Below are 15,546 nucleotides of genomic sequence, written 5' to 3'. Positions count from 1 at the left end.
CGTACCTCACGGGCAAGGATATAGCCCGCCACCGTTGCCGGGCTGTACAGCCGTCGGTCATGCGTCGTAGTCGACCCTGAGCTTGTCGGTGGTCGGGCTGGACTGACAGGTGAGGACGTAGCCGGCGGCCACCTCGTCGGGCTCCAGGGCGTAGTTGCGGGCCATCGTGACCGACCCGTCGACGACCTTCGCCTTGCAGGTCGAGCAGACACCGCCCTTGCAGGCGTACGGCAGTTCGCCGCGCACCTTCAGCGCCGCGTCCAGCACCCGTTCCTCGCGGCCCATCGTGAAGTTCGACGATCGACCGTCGAGCACGATGGTGACGTCCGTTCCGGCGCCCGGCTGCTCGGTGGGGCGCGCCACCGGTTCCGGCGGCGCGTCGACGTGGAACAGCTCGGTGTGCACGGCCGACTCCGGCAGACCCCGCGCGGCCAGCACCTCCCGGGCGTCGACCACCATGCCGTACGGGCCGCAGAGGAACCATTCCTCGATCAGCTCGCCGGGGACGATGGTGCCGAGCAGGCGTTCCAACCGTTCGGCGTCGATCCGTCCGGACAGCAACGGCGACTCGCCCTGCTCGCGGGACAGCACGTGCACCAGGTGCAGCCGGGACGGGAAACGATCCTTCAGGTCGGCCAACTCCTCGGCGAACATCACGGTGTTCGCCGTGCGGTTGCCGTACACCAGGGTGAAGGTGCTGGCCGGCTCGACGGCCAGGGCCGTCGCGACCAGCCCGAGCACCGGGGTGATGCCGGAGCCGGCGACGACCGCGCCGTAGTGGCGGACCCGGTCCGGCGCGAACGCCGTGGTGAAGGCGCCCAGCGGGGGCAGCACCTCGACCGTGTCGCCGCCGCGCAGCGCGCCGCACGCGAAGGCCGAGAAGGCGCCGCCGGGGACCTCCCGCACCCCGATCCGCAGCCGGCCACGCCGGGCCAGGTCGTCCGGGGTGGAGCAGATCGAGTACGAGCGGCGCACGTCCTCGCCGTCGTCGGTCACCCGCCGCACCGTCAGGTGCTGGCCCGCGCGGAACGCGAAGGTCTCCCGCAACTCCTCGGGTACGGCGAAGGTGACCGCCACGGAGTCGTCGGTGAGCCGGTCGACGGCCGCGACCGGCAGCGGGTGGAAGGCCGGCCGACGACGGACCGGCCGGGTGATGGTGACTGTCACAGCGCCTTCAGGTGGTCGAAGGGTTCGGAGCACGAGCGACACCGCCACAACGCCTTGCACGCGGTCGAGCCGAACCGGCTGACCTGCTCGGTCTCCGGCGAGCCGCAGAGCGGGCAGCGGACCGCGAGGGTCAGCGCCACCACTCCCGGGCCGGACGCCGGGGCGGGCGGGGCGATCCCGGCGGCGGCGAGCTTGGCCCGCCCGGTGTCGGAGATCCAGTCGGTGCTCCACGGTGGGCTGTAGACCGTCCGCACCTCGGCGTCCGGATAGCCGGCCACCGCCAGGGCACGGCGCACGTCGGCCCGGATCACGTCCATCGCTGGACAGCCGGTGTACGTCGGGGTGATGGTGACGACGACCCGACCGGTGACCGGGTCGTCCTCGACCGCGCGCAGGATCCCCAGCTCGTCAATCGTGATCACCCGGATCTCCGGGTCCACCACGCTCGCCGCCGCCGTCCACGCGTCGGTCCCGGTCCGCTGTGCGGTGGCTCCCGCGCTCACCACTGCGCCCCTGGATGAGCGCGGTGCAGCACCTGCATCTCGGCCAGCAGGTAGGACAGGTGCTCGGTGTGCACGCCGGCCCGCCCGCCGGTCGGCGCCCAGCCGCGCTCGGGGCGGGTGAGCGTCGCCTCGGCCAGCACCGGACCGACGACCTCGTCGAACGCCGGCCGCAGGCCCGCCGGGTCGACCGGCGCCGCCGGGTCCGCCGCGAAGAGTTCATGGGTGTACGGCCAGACATGGTCCACGGCGTCCTGCATCCGGCGGTGCGACTCCTCGGTGCCGTCACCGAGCCGCTTCACCCACAGCGCGCCGTGGTCCAGGTGGTACGCGGACTCCTTGCGCGCCTTCGCGCCGATCGCGGCCAACCGCTCGTCGGCGCAGCCGGCGAGCGCGGTGTAGAGCGGTGCCTGGTACGCCGCCAGGAAGAACAGCTTCGCCATGGTCACCGCGAAGTCGCCGTTGGGCAGCTCGACCAGGAGCACGTTGCGGAACTCGCGGTCGTCGCGCAGGTACGCGAGCGCGTCCTCGTCCCGACCCGCCGCTTCCAGCTCACCCGCGTACGACAGCAGCAGGCGGGCCGCGCCGAGCTGGTCCAGGGCGATGTTGGCGAGCGCGATGTCCTCTTCCATCTCGGGCGCGTGGGTCGTCCACTCGGCCAGCCGCTGCGCGGCGACCAGCGCGTCGTCACCCAGGCCGAGAGTGAACGCGAAGGGCCCGTTCACAGGTGTGCCCCGTTGCTGAGCTGGCTGGTTCGCTCGCTCCGCTCGCTCACAGGTGTGCCACCCCGTCCGGCACCTCGTAGAACGTGGGGTGGCGGTAGACCTTGTCGGCGGCCGGGTCGAAGAAGGCGTCCTTCTCGTCCGGGCTGGACGCGGTGATCGCGCCCGCCGGCACCACCCAGATCGACACGCCCTCCTGGCGGCGGGTGTAGAGGTCACGGGCGTTGCGCAGGGCCAGCTCGGCGTCCGGGGCGTGCAGGCTGCCGACGTGGGTGTGCGACAGGCCCCGCCGAGCCCGGACGAAGACCTCCCACAGAGGCGAGTGTTCGTTGCTCACGCGGCCACCTTCTCCCTCGTGTCGGCTCGCTTGGCGGCGTACGCCGCGGCGGCCTCGCGTACCCACGCGCCGTCGGCTTGGGCGGCCCGGCGGTGCGCCATCCGCTCCCGGTTGCACGGCCCGTCGCCGGAGATCACCCGCATCAGCTCGTCGTAGTCCGGCTGGCTGTAGTCGTACGCCTGTCGCTCCTCGTTCCAGCGCAGGTCGTCGTCGGGAATGCGCAGCCCGAGGACCTCGGCCTGCCCGACGCACATGTCGACGAAGCGCTGGCGCAGGTCGTCGTTCGAGAAGCGCTTGATCTTCCAGGCCATCGACTGGGCGGAGTGGGTGGAGTCGCCGTCCGGCGGGCCGAACATGGCCAGCGACGGATACCACCACCGGTCGACCGCGTCCTGGGCCATCGCCTTCTGCGCCGGGGTGCCGTGCGCGAGGGTGTGCAGGATCTCGTACCCCTGGCGCTGGTGGAACGACTCCTCCTTGCAGACCCGGATCATCGCCCGGGCGTACGGCCCGTAGGAGCACCGGCACAGCGGCACCTGGTTCACGATCGCGGCGCCGTCCACCAGCCAGCCGATCGCGCCCACGTCGGCCCAGGTCAGGGTGGGGTAGTTGAAGATCGAACTGTACTTCTGCCGGCCGTCCAGCAGCAGCCGGACCAGTTCGTCGCGGCTGATGCCGAGCGTCTCGGCGGCGGCGTAGAGGTAGAGGCCGTGGCCCGCCTCGTCCTGCACCTTGGCCAGCAGGATCGCCTTGCGCTTGAGCGAGGGCGCCCGACTGATCCAGTTGCCCTCGGGCTGCATGCCGATGATCTCGGAGTGGGCGTGCTGGGCGATCTGCCGGATCAGCGTCCGGCGGTACGCCTCGGGCATCCAGTCGCGCGGCTCGATCTTCTGCTCCGCGTCGACCACTTCGGTGAAGTAGGCCGCCAGGTCCTCGTCCGGCGCCGGGCCGCCGCGGCGCTCACGGGCGGCGGCGGCACGCAGCTCAGCCTCGGCCGCCTCGACCTCACCGAGCAGGCCCGCGCCGGGCGCGTCGTCCGGTGCGTCGCCGGGTGCGGAGAAGTCGTTGCCATACATGAGGACAAGTGTTACAGCTTGCGCCCGGATGCACTAGGGGGTGTAACAGGAAACCCGAGCGACGTTCCGTCACCGATGGGCGGATCGCCGCCACCCACCGTGACATCGGCGTTTATGAGGTGGCTCACGGGAAGATGGGTAAAACTGCCAAAAGCCGCATAACGCTGCGATTTTCTCCCGATTTCGCACGTTGCCTGGTGTCGACCCCTGGCGATCGGCCCGTCCGGACGTAGACTTCTGCCGGTCACACGATCGGCTGCCCCCACGCCGGCTCCACACAGGCCACCTCCCCCGGCCACGGCGCACGCACCGGTCGCCCCGGACAACGAAGCCGGTCCCCCCGGCCCTGACATGTGGAGCTCACCCAACTCATGCGATCTCGCGTGACCATGGTGCTCGCCGTCGTGGCGGTGATCCTCGGTGGCGTCCTACTGGTTCCCACCGCGTACGCCCGACTGTCCAGCGACGCCGGCAGAGGCGGCGAAGGCGGCGGTGGCGGCGCCACCACAAGCGTCGCCGCGCCGACGCCGGCTCCGCCGCCACCTCCCACGCTGGCCGCCGGCCGCGTGTCGGTGGCCTTCAAGGGCGAATTCTTCTCGTGGTCGCTGCTCGACCGGAAGACCGGCAAGATCTCCGGATCGTCGAACATGAGCGCGACCAGCTCCACCGAATCGATGATCAAGGCGTGGATCGTTTCCGACTACCTGCGCCAGCTCAAGGACAGGGAGCCGCCGGCCACGCTGAAGAAGGCGGCCAGCACCGCCATCCGGGACAGCAACGACGACGCCGCCAACCTGGTCTACAAGGCCGCCGGCGGCTCGTACGCCACTCCGCCCGGCGGGCAGCCGGGACCCGTAATCAAACGCGCGATCAGCATCTGCGGCCTGACCGACACCAAGCGCGGCAACGTGCCCAAGTTCGAGGGCTGGTGGAGCTTCACCCGGATGTCCCCCCGCGACGCGGCCCGGCTCGGTGACTGCATCGCCGACGGCAAGGCCGCCGGCCCCAAATGGACCAAGTGGGTGCTCAGCGAGATGAGCCAGGTCCGCGGCACCACGGCGAACAAGGACCAGAAGGCCAGCTCCGGTGGCGGCCGCTGGGGGATCATCGACGGCCTACCCAAGTCGATCACCGCACAGGGTCCGGTCAGCATGAAGAATGGCTGGACACCGATCGCCTACGACGGAAACTGGCACGTCAACTGCCTCGCGGTCAACGGAAAGTGGAGTCTCGCGGTCATGCTGCGCTACCCGATCAGGCAAGGGCTGAACTACGGGGCGCAGGTCTGCGCCAGCGTCGCCACCCAACTGGTCACCCCGCAGCCCGGCGCCGCGCTCAAGGTGCCGCAGCAGCCGGTCGGAAAGCTCTGATGGCCGGGAACCGGCGGGCCGATCGCCGCGGTGGAGGCGAGGCCTCGCCGCTGCGCCTGATCGCCGTCGCGGTCATCCTCATCGGGCTGGTGCTCGTCTCGCTCCGCCTGCTGCCCGGATCGCCGTTCGAGTCGGCCGCCGCCGCCAAGTGGGGTGACTCGGAGGCCACGACCACCGACCGGTCCACCGACGCGGCCACCGACCGCAGCGCCCGCCAGCCGGCCCCGCCGAGCCCCAGCCCTTCGCTGGCGCCGCTGCCGTTCCAGGCCAAGAACCTCGACCTCGACATCGAGGGCTGGTACTCCTGGAGTGTCCTCGACCGCCGGACCGGCCAGATCATCGGTTCGAAGAACATGGGCGAGACCAGCACCACCGCCTCGTTGATCAAGTCCTGGATCGTCGCCGACTACCTGCGCCGCGCCGCCGAGGCCGGCCAGACACCGAGCGACGCGAAGCTCGCCGACGCCACCCGCATCATCCGGGACAGCGACAACACGCGGGCCGAGCAGTTCTACAACTCGGTCGGCCGGGACGCCTCGATCCGACGGTTGCTCTCCATGTGCAAGCTGACCGACAGCAGCGTTGCCCCGGACAAGGGTTGGTCCCGTACCGCGCTCTCCCCCCGCGACACCGCGCGACTGGGCAACTGCATCGCCACCGGCACCGCCGCCGGCCCGAAGTGGACCAAGTGGCTGCTCAACGAGATGAAGCTGGTCCGGGGCGCGGGCGACTTCGGCATCCGCAAGGCGTTCCCGCCCGCGCAGCAGAAGCAGATCGCGATCAAGAACGGGTGGATCGACCGGACCGCCGAGCAGGAGATGCACATCAACTGCCTGGCCATCGGCGACACCTGGACGATGGGTGTGATGGTCCGCTACCCGATCGGCATGGGCTACGAGTACGGCATGAAGAACTGCCAGAAGATCACCGAGGCGCTGCTGCGGCCCGGCACCTGACCCCGGCTGTCCTTCCGCCTTCGCGAGCGCCGCTCTGTCCAGCAGAGCGGCGCTCGGTCCGTTCGCGGTTCGTAGCGGTCCGTCGCAGCGCGGCGCGGTAGCCGCCTTCGCAGCGCGGCGGCGGCCTTCGCAGCACAGCGGCGGCCTTCGCAGCACAGCGGCGGCCTTCGCAGCGCGGCGGCGGCCTTCGCGGCGCGCTGGCAGTCAGCCGGCGAAGAGCTGGCTGGTCAGCCGGCGAAGAACTCCGGGCCGCCGTCCGGTAGCGGCGGGACCTCGCCGAGCGCGGCGATCCGCCGGGCGAACTCCCGCAGCCCGGCGACCTGCCGCTCGCCCAGCGAGAAGTCCAGGGCCCGGAAGTACGTGGCCAGCGTCGCGGCGTCGAACGCCTCCCAACGCGCCGCCGCCTCCGCGACCTGGTCAAGCTCGGAGAGGCAGAGGTCCCGCGAGCGGAGGAACGCTTCGTGCACCTCCTTGACGAGGCCCGGGTGCGCGGCTGCGAAGTCGCGGCGTACCGCCCAGACGGCGAAGACCATCGGCAGCCCGCTCCAGTCCCGCCACGCCTGCCCGAGGTCCGTCACGGTGAGGCCCCGCAACGGCGCCTCGTAGTACGCCCGCAGCGCCACGTCCCCGATCAGGACCCCGGCGTCGGCCTCCAACAGCATCTGGGTCAGGTCGGGAGGGCACCGGAAGTACTCGGGCCGCACGCCGTACCGCTCGGTGAGCAGCAACTGCGCCAGCATCACCCCGGTCCGCGAGGTCGAGCCGAGCGCCACCCGAGCGCCGTCCAGCTCGGCGAGGGACCGCGTGGAGACCATGTTGACCGAGAGCACCGGACCGTCGCTGCCGACCGCCAGGTCGGACAGGAGGAGCAGCTCGTCGGTGTGCTTCAGGTACTCCATCAGCGTGATCGGACCGATGTCCAGGTCGCCGGACACCAGCGCCGCGCTCAGCCGATCCGGCGAGTCCTTGTGCAGGTCGACGTCGAGCAGGCTGCCCGAGCGCATCAGGCCCCAGTAGATCGGCAGGCAGTTCAGGAACTGGATGTGCCCGACCCGCGGGCGTGCGACGCGCTCAACCATGACCCGACCGTATCCCCGGCCTCAGGCTCCGGCTCGGCGGGCGGGTCCGGAGTGGCCAACCACGCAGCCGACCCACCCGATCGCGGGCGCTCCGACGACGTCACCGCTGGCCACCCACGTTCGGTGGGCTGCGCGTTCACCCGCCCTGCGGGTTTCGGCCAGCCACCTCACCGCCGGGCCGACGTGCCACCCGCACGACGACCGGCACGCCGCACCGCCGCGTCCGCCGCACGGGGTGGGGCCGTGCCGCCACTCGTCACGGGGCAGATAGGGCGTCATGGTCGCGCGGCGCAGGACCGCGCGGCGGAGATGCGGTGCCGCCGCAAAGGTTGACCACAGGGCGGTCCTTCGGGACGAAAATTGTCGTACACCTGTTCTATTGTTGGTCCATGTTGAGGGCGTTGGCGCAGGCGGGTGGCGGTGTCGACGCCTGCGCCGACACCGCGCCGTGGGCCCTCTCCGACCACGAACTGCTCGCGGCGTTGGACGCGTCGCACGCCCTGGCGCAGCGCCTGGCAACCATCCAACTCGCTCTCGTGCGCGAGCTCGACGGCCGTGGTCTCGCGGTCGCGCAGGGCGCATCGTCGACCGCCGTCTGGTTACGGGAGCGGCTGCGGCTGTCCGGGCGGTCGGCCCGCCAGTTGGTCCAGCTCGCCGCCACCATCGACGCGGCCCCGCCGACGGTCCGCACCGCTCTGCTCGACGGCAGCCTCACCGTGGAGCAGGGCAAGGTGGTGGCGGAGACGATCGCGGCCCTTCCCGCCGAGGCCGGCCCGGAGGTGGCGGACAAGGCCACCGAGTTGCTGATCTCGTGGGCCGACCGCTTCGATCCGACCATCCTGAGCCGCCTCGGCGAACGCGTCCTCGCGCACGTCGCGCCCGACCTGGCCGACGAGGCCGAGCTGGCGGCCCTCGACCGGGCCGCCGAACGGGCCGAGGCTCGCCGGCACGTCACCCTCTCGGAGCCGAAGGACGGGCAGGTACGCCTCACCGGCAACCTCGACACCGAGACCGCGAGCCTGCTGCGGGAGGCCATCGATCCGCTCTGCGCTCCGGCAGGCGAGCACGACGACCGCAGTCCCGGCCAACGCCGAGCCGACGCACTGGGCGATATCTGCCGGCTTGCACTGCGCACCGGCCACCTGCCGGACAACGGCGGAGACCGTCCGCAACTGGTCGTCACCATGTCGCTCGACGCGCTGGTGAACGGGGTCGGCCCGGGCACTCTGGACACCGGAGTGCGTCTCACGCCCAGCGCGGTCCGCCGCCTGGCCTGCGACGCCGCCGTGCTGCCGGCAGTCTTGAACGGCAACAGCCAGATTCTGGACGTCGGGCGTCAACGCCGGCTCTTCACCGGTCCGCTGCGGCGCGCGCTGGTGCTACGCGACGGTGGCTGCGCCTTCCCCGGCTGCGACCGGCCACCCCGTTGGTGCGACGGCCACCATGTGCGCCACTGGGCCGACGGCGGCACCACCGCACTGGGCAACGCGGTCCTGCTCTGCGGGCATCATCACCGACTCCTGCACCAGGGCGACTGGGTCGTCCGCATCGCATCGGACGGCCAGCCCGAATTCCTCCCGCCCGCCTGGCTGGACCCGCTGCGCGCCCCACGCCGCAACCTCTACCACCGGCGCTGCTGAGCAGAGGCGAGTTCATCCCGCCACCCGTCACGGAGGCGACGCAACCCGCGCCGAAGGACCGCCTAGCGCCCACAGCAGCTACGGCGCGCTCATGATCGCTACTGCGGCCGCGGCTGGCTCAACCGCTCTCCGCTGCGGCGCCGTCGTTGCCCATGCCGGAGATGGCGGCCCGTTGTGCGCAGCCCCGACGAGGTCGGGCTTGACGACGCGCCGACTCCTCCGGGTGGTTGCTTCGGTAATTCGGTGGAAGGGGCGGCCCGGAAGGCGTAGGGTTGCAGCCCGCTTGACGGCCGAGGTGAGCTGCACCGGAACGGACGTCGTCGCGCCGGGAGGTCGGCCATCCGCCCCCGGAAACGCGAGCGAGCAGCAGATGTGAACGATGGGACGTCAGCATGCCCGCACCTGATCTCGACACGGCTCTCGACACCGATCTCGCCGCCGAACGAGCCCACCTGGCCACCTCGCGCGCGGCCCTGCGCCGGATGCGGGAGCGGGCCGAAGCCCTCTTCTCCACCGGTGACCAGGTCGCCGGCGACTCCTACGCGGCAGAGACGCTCGGTCGCACACTCGCCCGCCGGGTCGCCGAACTGGCCGACGACCCCACCACTCCGCTGTTCTTCGGCCGCCTCGAATTCGGCGGACAAGCGTCAGACGAGGACACGGCAAACGGCCTGACGCAGGCGACCAGCCCGAACACCAGCACCCCGGGCAGCAGCGCCGGCAGCGCCGCAAGCAGGAACCCCAACAGCGCCGACAGCGGCAACGCAGGCAGCAACAGCCCAGCCAGCGGCAACGGCAGCGGCAACGGCAGCGCAGGCAGCGGCAGCCCAGCCAGCGGCAACGCAGGCAGCGGCAACGCAGGCAGCGGCAGGCCAGGCCCCGACAGCCCAGCCAGCGGCAACGCAGGCAGCAACAGCCCAGCCAGCGGCAGCGGCAGCGGCCCAACAAGCGGCAGCGGCACCCCAGGCAGCGCCAGCCCAGCAAATGGCAGCAGTAGCGCAGGCAGCAACAGCCCCGGCAGCGGCAGCGCAGGCCCCGACAGCGCAGGCAGCGGCAACGCAGCCAGCGGCAACGCAGGCAGCAGCAACGCAGGCAGCGGCAGTGAGCATGCTGGTCGGCGGTACCACGTGGGGCGGCGGCATGTCACCGATGAGCTTGGTGAGCCGCTGGTGCTGGACTGGAGGGCGCCGGTCTCCCGTTCGTTCTACCGGGCCAGCGCTCGTGACCCGCAGGGTGTCGCGGTGCGGCGGCGGTTCGGCTTCAGCAACGGGGTGTTGACCAGTTTCGAGGACGAGCGGCTGGACCGGGGCGAGGAGCTGGGTACGGCCAGCCGGATCCTCACGGCCGAGATCGAGCGACCGCGCGTGGGGCCGATGCGCGACATCGTCGCCACCATCCAGCCGGAGCAGGACGAGCTGGTCCGGGCCGACCTGGCCGACTCGATCTGTGTGCAGGGGGCGCCGGGCACGGGGAAGACGGCGGTCGGCCTGCACCGGGCCGCGTACCTGCTCTACCTGCACCGGGAGCGGTTGCGGCGGGCGGGTGTGCTGATCGTGGGGCCGAACCGGGCGTTCCTGTCGTACATCGCGGCGGTGCTGCCGGCCCTCGGCGAGGTTGAGGTCGAGCAGGCCACCGTGGAGGAACTGATCTCGCGGGTCCCGGTGCGGGCAGCGGAGACGACGGACGTCGCCGCGCTGAAGCATGACGCGCGGATGGCGACCGTGCTGCACAGGGCGGTGCAGGCCCACATTGGTACGCCGACCGACTCGATCACCGTTTCCGACGGCTCGTTCCGGTGGCGGATCGGGCTGGAGCCGCTGCACCGGATCGTCGAGGAGACCCGCCGGGAGGGGCTGCCGTACGGCACCGGTCGGGAGCGGGTCCGGGCGCGGGTGGTGAGTCTGCTGCAACGGCAGGCCGAGGCGCGGCGGGCCGAGTCGCCCAGCGACGCGTGGCTACGCCGGATGGGCCGGTGCCGACCGGTGGTGGATTTCCTGGACGCGGTGTGGCCGGCGCTCACCCCGGAAGGGCTGGTGCACGGCCTGCTCGCCGACCCGGCCCGCCTGGCCGCCGCCGCGGACGGGCTGCTCAACGACGCCGAGCAGGAGCTGCTGGTCTGGGCGACGCCGGCGCGTACCCCGAAGGCCACCCGCTGGACCGCCGCGGACGCCGTGCTCGTCGACGAGGCGGCCGGGCTGTTGGAGCGGCCTTCCGGGTTCGGGCACGTGGTGGTGGACGAGGCGCAGGACCTGTCCCCCATGCAGTGTCGGGCCATCGCCCGGCGCAGCGAGCACGGTTCCATCACGCTGCTCGGTGACCTCGCGCAGGGCACCGCGCCGTGGGCGGCGACCGACTGGCGGGAGTCCCTGACGCACCTGGGCAAGCCGGACGCCGCGGTGGTACCGCTGACCGTCGGCTTCCGGGTGCCCGCGGCGGTGGTGGCCTTCGCGAACCTGCTGCTGCCGGCGCTCGCGGTGAACGTACCCCTGGCGGAGTCGCTCCGTCACGACGGCGGCCTGGACGTGCGCACCGTGGCCGACCTGACCGCCGCGACGGTGGCCGAGGTGCGCGCGGCGCTCGTGCACGACGGGTCGGTCGGCGTGATCGCCGCGGACGACGCGGTCGACGGGCTGCGCGCGGCGCTGGCCGCCGCCGGCGTCGCCAGCGCGACCGCCGACGACGTCACGGCCGCCGAGCGGGTCACGGTGGTGCCCGCGACGCTGGTCAAGGGCTTGGAGTACGACCACGTGGTGGTGGTCGAGCCGGCCGCGATCGTCGCGGCCGAGCCGCGCGGGCTGCACCGGCTGTACGTGGTGCTCACCCGCGCGGTGTCCCGGTTGTCGGTGCTGCACACCGAACCGCTGCCCGCGCCGCTGCTGACCGCGCCGCAGGCCACGCCGCTGGCACCGGTGCCGCTGTAGGTCGCCTCTCGGCAGACGCCCCGACGTCGAACGCGTCCTGCGAACAGCCGACGCCACTCGCAGACGCCCCGACGTCGAACGCGTCCTGGGAACAGCCGACGCCACTCGCAGATGCCCCTGCGTCGGACGCGTCCTGGGGCACGGTCGACGCCTGTCGCAGATGCCGGGCGTCGAACAGGTCCCGGGGACGGTAGGCCAGCGCGTGGCAGTGCTGTCGGCAACCGGGCAGTTGGGCGGGGCACACCGACTCGACTTTGCGCCGTAAAGTAGTTTGCATGGCCCCTGAAGACGACCTGCCGCCCTCCGACGCCGCCACCGCGCTCCGGCTGATCGACGACCAGCGCGCGGACACCGTACGCCGGCTGCAACCCGACGCGCGGCTGCTCTACTGGCCGTGGGGCGTGGCCTGGCTGGTCGGCTTCGGGCTGTTCTTCCTGCGCTTCTCCCCGGGTGGTCGGGTGCTGGTCGCGCTCCCCGACTGGCTGCCGTTGACCGTGCTCTTCGCCCTGCTCATCGCTGCCGGAGCAATTCAGGCGGTGGCGATGAGCAGGGCGTACGGGCAGGTGTCCGGCGACTCGGCGGTGCGTGGCCGCTGGTACGGGTGCGCCTGGGCGCTGGGCTCGGTGAGCGTGTACGCGGCGGTCGGCCGGGTGTCCGAACACCTGCCGCACGACCTGGCGGGTCTGCTCTGGTCGGCCGCCGCGGTGGGGCTCACCGGCGCGCTGCACATGGCCGGCGGCGCGATCTGGCTCGACCGGGACCTGTTCCGGCTGGGGGTCTGGATCAGCGTCATCAATGTGGTCGGCGCGATCGCCGGACCGGGTTGGCACGCGCTGGTCATCTCGGTGGCCGGCGGTGTCGGGATCCTGGTCGCCGGGGCTGTCGCCCGACTGCGCCAGCGACGGCGTTCATGACCGATCTCGATCCGGTCATCCACGCCCAGGCACGGCTGCGGGTGGTCGCGGCGCTCTCCGCGCTCGGCGACGGCGATCGCATCGCCTTCCCCAGGCTTCAGGAACTGCTCGCGATGACCGCCGGCAACCTCTCGGTCCACCTGCGCAAGCTGGAGGACGCCGGGTACGTCGAGATCAGCAAGACCCACCGTGGACGTACGCCGGCCACCCTGATCCGGCTCAGCCGGCGCGGTCGGCTGGCGTTCGAGGAGTACACCGAAGCGATCCGCACCCTGCTCGATCCCTCCCCTCTGGACTCCACCGCGTCGAAGGAGCAGTCATGACCCTCATCCGCGCCGACCAGGTCAGCCGCCGGTACGGCGACGTCCTGGCCCTCGACCGCGTCGACCTGGAGGTCCGGGCCGGCGAACTGGTCGGCCTGCTCGGCCCGAACGGCGCCGGCAAGAGCACCCTGATGAACCTGCTGGTCGGACTGCGCCGACCCACCTCCGGACGGGTCGAGTTGAACGGCCGCGACCCGCGCGACCCGGAGGCCCGGCGGCAGATCGGCGTCACCCCGCAGGAGACCGGTCTCCCGGGCACGCTGCGGATCGGCGAGGTGGTCGACTTCGTCTCCGCCCACTACCCCGACCCGGTGCCCCGAGGCGAACTGCTCGACCGTTTCGGCCTGGGCGACCTCGCCCGGCGGCAGACCGGTGGACTGTCCGGCGGCCAGCGTCGCCGGCTGGCCGTGGCGCTGGCCTTCGTCGGCCGACCCCGGCTCGTCCTGCTCGACGAGCCGACCACCGGCCTGGACGTCACCGCCCGGCACACCCTGTGGGACGCGATCCGCGCCTTCCACGACGACGGCGGGACAGTGCTGTTGAGCAGCCACTACCTGGAGGAGGTGGAGGCGCTCGCCCGCCGCGTGGTGGTGATCGGGCAGGGTCGGGTGCTCGCCGACGACACCGTGGACGCCGTACGCGGCATCGTCGGCGTACGGCGGGTCAGCCTGGTCACCGACGAGCTGCCCGAACTACCCGGTGTCGTTCGCACCGAACGGGTCGACGGACGCCTGCAACTGCTCACCACCGACGCCGACGAGCTGGTCCGCGCGCTGGTCCGCTCCGGGGCCACCTTCACCGACCTGGAGGTCCGACCCACCTCGCTGGAGGAGGCGTTCCTCGCCCTCACCGGCGAGGCGGACACGCCGGCACCGGCCCACTCCGCCGCCACCAGCGGCCAACCCACCGCCGTCTGAGGAGGCGCACCGTGCAGCTCGCCCTGGTCCACGCCCGCTACCAACTTCTGGAGATCATCCGGATTCCGGTGGCCGTCTTCGGCAGCGCCTTCTTCCCCGCCGCCGCCATGATCTTCTTCGTGGTGCCGTTCACCGGTGACGATTCGGTCGGCGCCACCTTCGCCACCGCCTCGATGATCACCTTCTCGGTGATGAGCGCCAACATCTTCCAGTACGGCGTCGGCGTCGCCGAGGACCGCGACCAGCCGTGGAACCCGTACACGCGGACCCTGCCGGCCGGCCCGGCGCCCCGGTTCGCGGGCCGGGTGCTGGCCGGCCTCGCGTTGACGTACCTGTCGCTGATCCCGGTCGTGGTGATCGGCGCGACGCTCACCCCGGCCCGGGTCACCGCGACGGCGTTCCTGCTGACCGCCGTCATCGTCGCGGTCATCTCGGTGCCGTTCACGCTGATGGGCCTCGCCATCGGCTACTCGCTGCCCAGCAAGGCGGCGATCGTGGTGGCGCAGGTCGTCTTCCTGCCGCTCGCGTTCGGCGGCGGCCTGCTCTCGGCGCCGGGCGACGCGCCCGGGTTCATCGAGACGATCGCGCCGTTCCTGCCCACCCGGGGCGCGGCCGAACTGATGTGGTGGGCGGTCGGCGGCTACCGGGTCGAACCGCTGGCGTTGGTCATGCTCGGGGTCTGGGTGGTGCTCCTCGCCGCGCTCGCCGGTTGGGCGTACCGGCGGGACGAAGGTCGCCGGTTCAGCTGACGATTCGTCCGTTTTCGCCCCGTGCCACAGCGGGACGGTGCCAGGATTCCCGCAGGGGGCCCGCCCGTGGCCGCCGGCCGAGAGGGGTCTTGACGTGAGCACCGTCCCGCCGGGTACGCCGTGCTGGGCCGATCTGGCCACCCCGGACCTGACCGACGCGCGGCGCTTCTACCCCGAACTGTTCGGCTGGACCGGACGTGTGACACCGGAGCCCGAGGCGGGTGGCTACACCGTCTTCCTGCTCGACGGCAGGCCGGTGGCCGGCGTCGGCCCGCCCGCCATCGAGGACCAGGTGCCGATCTGGTCCACGTACATCGCCACCGACGACGCGGCACTGGCCGCCGGCCGGGTCGAACGGGCCGGCGGGCAGGTCGTCGTACCGCCGTTCGAGGTCTTCGACCGGGGCTGGATGGCCGTGTTCGCCGACCCGGCGGGCGCGACGTTCAGCGTGTGGCAGCCGCTGGCGATGCCCGGGGCCGAGGTGTTCAACGTGCCCGGCGCGATGAGCTGGAACGAGCTGGTGACGCCCGATCCGGAGGGCGCGAAGGTCTTCTACGAGCTGGTGTTCGGCTGGCAGCCGGACGAACAACCGGTCGGCGGCATGACGTACACGGGGTGGCGGCTCGGGGCGCGGATCGTCGCCGGGATGATGCCGCCGCTGGGCGACGGCTACCCGGCCGACCTGCCGGCGTACTGGACGGTGTACTTCGCGGTGACCGACGCGGACGCCGCCGCCGCGCGCGCGGCCGAACTGGGCGGGACGATCCTGGTGCCGCCCCGCGACATCCCGACCGGGCGGTTCGCCGCCCTGCGCGACCCCCAGGGCGCGCTCTTCTCGGTCATCGACCTGGGACCCTGACCCGCGACGCGCCGAT

The 15,546-nt window shown here is 72.0% G+C and carries 15 protein-coding genes; 9 read left to right on the top strand and 6 right to left on the bottom strand.

The genetic code is table 11. From position 1 onward, the window contains the following. Window positions 1–57: 57 nt before the first annotated feature. The 5 genes from paaE to paaA are packed head-to-tail and all read right to left on the bottom strand — an operon-like array spanning window position 58 to window position 3,802. Window positions 58–1,167 carry a 1,2-phenylacetyl-CoA epoxidase subunit PaaE gene (gene paaE / locus ACQPZK_RS01800; RefSeq protein ID WP_433536615.1) on the bottom strand — a complete coding sequence of 370 codons (1,110 nt, stop codon included), beginning with the start codon at window positions 1,165–1,167 and terminating at the stop codon, window positions 58–60. Further along, window positions 1,164–1,670 carry a 1,2-phenylacetyl-CoA epoxidase subunit PaaD gene (paaD, locus tag ACQPZK_RS01795; protein WP_433536614.1) on the bottom strand — a complete coding sequence of 169 codons (507 nt, stop codon included), beginning with the start codon at window positions 1,668–1,670 and terminating at the stop codon, window positions 1,164–1,166. Before paaD ends, paaE begins: the two co-directional genes overlap by 4 nt. Further along, window positions 1,667–2,392, bottom strand: coding sequence for a 1,2-phenylacetyl-CoA epoxidase subunit PaaC (gene paaC, locus ACQPZK_RS01790; RefSeq protein ID WP_433536613.1), 726 nt, complete (start codon window positions 2,390–2,392; stop codon window positions 1,667–1,669). The genes paaD and paaC overlap by 4 nt, the downstream gene beginning before the upstream one ends. Before the next feature lie 46 nt (window positions 2,393–2,438). After that, window positions 2,439–2,726: a 1,2-phenylacetyl-CoA epoxidase subunit PaaB gene (paaB, locus tag ACQPZK_RS01785; RefSeq protein ID WP_266248073.1), complete on the bottom strand. Its 288-nt coding sequence runs from the start codon at window positions 2,724–2,726 to the stop codon at window positions 2,439–2,441. Further along, the gene (paaA, locus tag ACQPZK_RS01780; RefSeq protein ID WP_433536612.1) at window positions 2,723–3,802 is read right to left on the bottom strand and encodes a 1,2-phenylacetyl-CoA epoxidase subunit PaaA; all 1,080 of its coding nucleotides are present in this window, start codon (window positions 3,800–3,802) and stop codon (window positions 2,723–2,725) included. The genes paaB and paaA overlap by 4 nt, the downstream gene beginning before the upstream one ends. A gap of 371 nt (window positions 3,803–4,173) precedes the next feature. On the opposite strand from paaA, the gene ACQPZK_RS01775 reads away from it, so the two are divergent. Then, window positions 4,174–5,172 carry a hypothetical protein gene (locus ACQPZK_RS01775; protein ID WP_433536611.1) on the top strand — a complete coding sequence of 333 codons (999 nt, stop codon included), beginning with the start codon at window positions 4,174–4,176 and terminating at the stop codon, window positions 5,170–5,172. Next, a complete protein-coding gene (locus ACQPZK_RS01770) occupies window positions 5,172–6,128 on the top strand; it encodes a hypothetical protein (RefSeq protein WP_433536610.1) in 957 nt (318 codons plus the stop codon). Before ACQPZK_RS01775 ends, ACQPZK_RS01770 begins: the two co-directional genes overlap by 1 nt. 227 nt (window positions 6,129–6,355) lie before the next feature. Here ACQPZK_RS01770 and ACQPZK_RS01765 read toward each other — a convergent pair whose 3' ends face one another. Then, a complete protein-coding gene (locus ACQPZK_RS01765; RefSeq protein ID WP_433536609.1) occupies window positions 6,356–7,207 on the bottom strand; it encodes a menaquinone biosynthetic enzyme MqnA/MqnD family protein in 852 nt (283 codons plus the stop codon). Window positions 7,208–7,596: 389 nt separating this feature from the next. Here ACQPZK_RS01765 and ACQPZK_RS01760 point away from each other — a divergent pair, with 389 nt between their 5' ends. From ACQPZK_RS01760 to ACQPZK_RS01730, 7 genes are all read left to right on the top strand, one after another. After that, on the top strand, window positions 7,597–8,847 hold the full coding sequence (locus ACQPZK_RS01760; protein ID WP_433536608.1) for a DUF222 domain-containing protein: 1,251 nt from the start codon (window positions 7,597–7,599) through the stop codon (window positions 8,845–8,847). A gap of 392 nt (window positions 8,848–9,239) precedes the next feature. Beyond that, a complete protein-coding gene (locus ACQPZK_RS01755) occupies window positions 9,240–11,768 on the top strand; it encodes an AAA family ATPase (protein ID WP_433536607.1) in 2,529 nt (842 codons plus the stop codon). Window positions 11,769–12,043: 275 nt separating this feature from the next. After that, complete coding sequence (locus tag ACQPZK_RS01750; RefSeq protein WP_433536606.1) at window positions 12,044–12,682, top strand: transporter; 639 nt, start codon at window positions 12,044–12,046, stop codon at window positions 12,680–12,682. Beyond that, window positions 12,679–13,005 carry a transcriptional regulator gene (locus tag ACQPZK_RS01745; protein ID WP_433536605.1) on the top strand — a complete coding sequence of 109 codons (327 nt, stop codon included), beginning with the start codon at window positions 12,679–12,681 and terminating at the stop codon, window positions 13,003–13,005. The genes ACQPZK_RS01750 and ACQPZK_RS01745 overlap by 4 nt, the downstream gene beginning before the upstream one ends. Continuing rightward, entirely contained in the window at window positions 13,002–13,922 is a 921-nt protein-coding gene (locus ACQPZK_RS01740) for an ABC transporter ATP-binding protein (RefSeq protein ID WP_433536604.1), read from the top strand. The genes ACQPZK_RS01745 and ACQPZK_RS01740 overlap by 4 nt, the downstream gene beginning before the upstream one ends. A gap of 11 nt (window positions 13,923–13,933) precedes the next feature. Further along, the gene (locus tag ACQPZK_RS01735) at window positions 13,934–14,671 is read left to right on the top strand and encodes an ABC transporter permease (protein ID WP_433536603.1); all 738 of its coding nucleotides are present in this window, start codon (window positions 13,934–13,936) and stop codon (window positions 14,669–14,671) included. A gap of 94 nt (window positions 14,672–14,765) precedes the next feature. After that, window positions 14,766–15,530, top strand: coding sequence for a VOC family protein (locus tag ACQPZK_RS01730; protein WP_433536602.1), 765 nt, complete (start codon window positions 14,766–14,768; stop codon window positions 15,528–15,530). Window positions 15,531–15,546: the final 16 nt, after the last annotated feature.

Origin of the sequence: Micromonospora sp. CA-249363, from assembly GCF_050950185.1 — a bacterium.
Lineage (GTDB): Bacteria > Actinomycetota > Actinomycetes > Mycobacteriales > Micromonosporaceae > Micromonospora.
This window is presented reverse-complemented; position numbering and strand designations above follow the sequence as displayed.

What these genes read in the sequence shown, in the direction of transcription:
- paaA (WP_433536612.1), bottom strand. Translation starts at nt 3,802, where the DNA reads ATGTATGGCAACGACTTCTCCGCACCCGGCGACGCACCGGACGACGCG.
- ACQPZK_RS01775 (WP_433536611.1), top strand. Translation starts at nt 4,174, where the DNA reads ATGCGATCTCGCGTGACCATGGTGCTCGCCGTCGTGGCGGTGATCCTC.
- ACQPZK_RS01770 (WP_433536610.1), top strand. Translation starts at nt 5,172, where the DNA reads ATGGCCGGGAACCGGCGGGCCGATCGCCGCGGTGGAGGCGAGGCCTCG.
- ACQPZK_RS01765 (WP_433536609.1), bottom strand. Translation starts at nt 7,207, where the DNA reads ATGGTTGAGCGCGTCGCACGCCCGCGGGTCGGGCACATCCAGTTCCTG.
- ACQPZK_RS01760 (WP_433536608.1), top strand. Translation starts at nt 7,597, where the DNA reads ATGTTGAGGGCGTTGGCGCAGGCGGGTGGCGGTGTCGACGCCTGCGCC.
- ACQPZK_RS01755 (WP_433536607.1), top strand. Translation starts at nt 9,240, where the DNA reads ATGCCCGCACCTGATCTCGACACGGCTCTCGACACCGATCTCGCCGCC.
- ACQPZK_RS01750 (WP_433536606.1), top strand. Translation starts at nt 12,044, where the DNA reads ATGGCCCCTGAAGACGACCTGCCGCCCTCCGACGCCGCCACCGCGCTC.
- ACQPZK_RS01745 (WP_433536605.1), top strand. Translation starts at nt 12,679, where the DNA reads ATGACCGATCTCGATCCGGTCATCCACGCCCAGGCACGGCTGCGGGTG.
- ACQPZK_RS01740 (WP_433536604.1), top strand. Translation starts at nt 13,002, where the DNA reads ATGACCCTCATCCGCGCCGACCAGGTCAGCCGCCGGTACGGCGACGTC.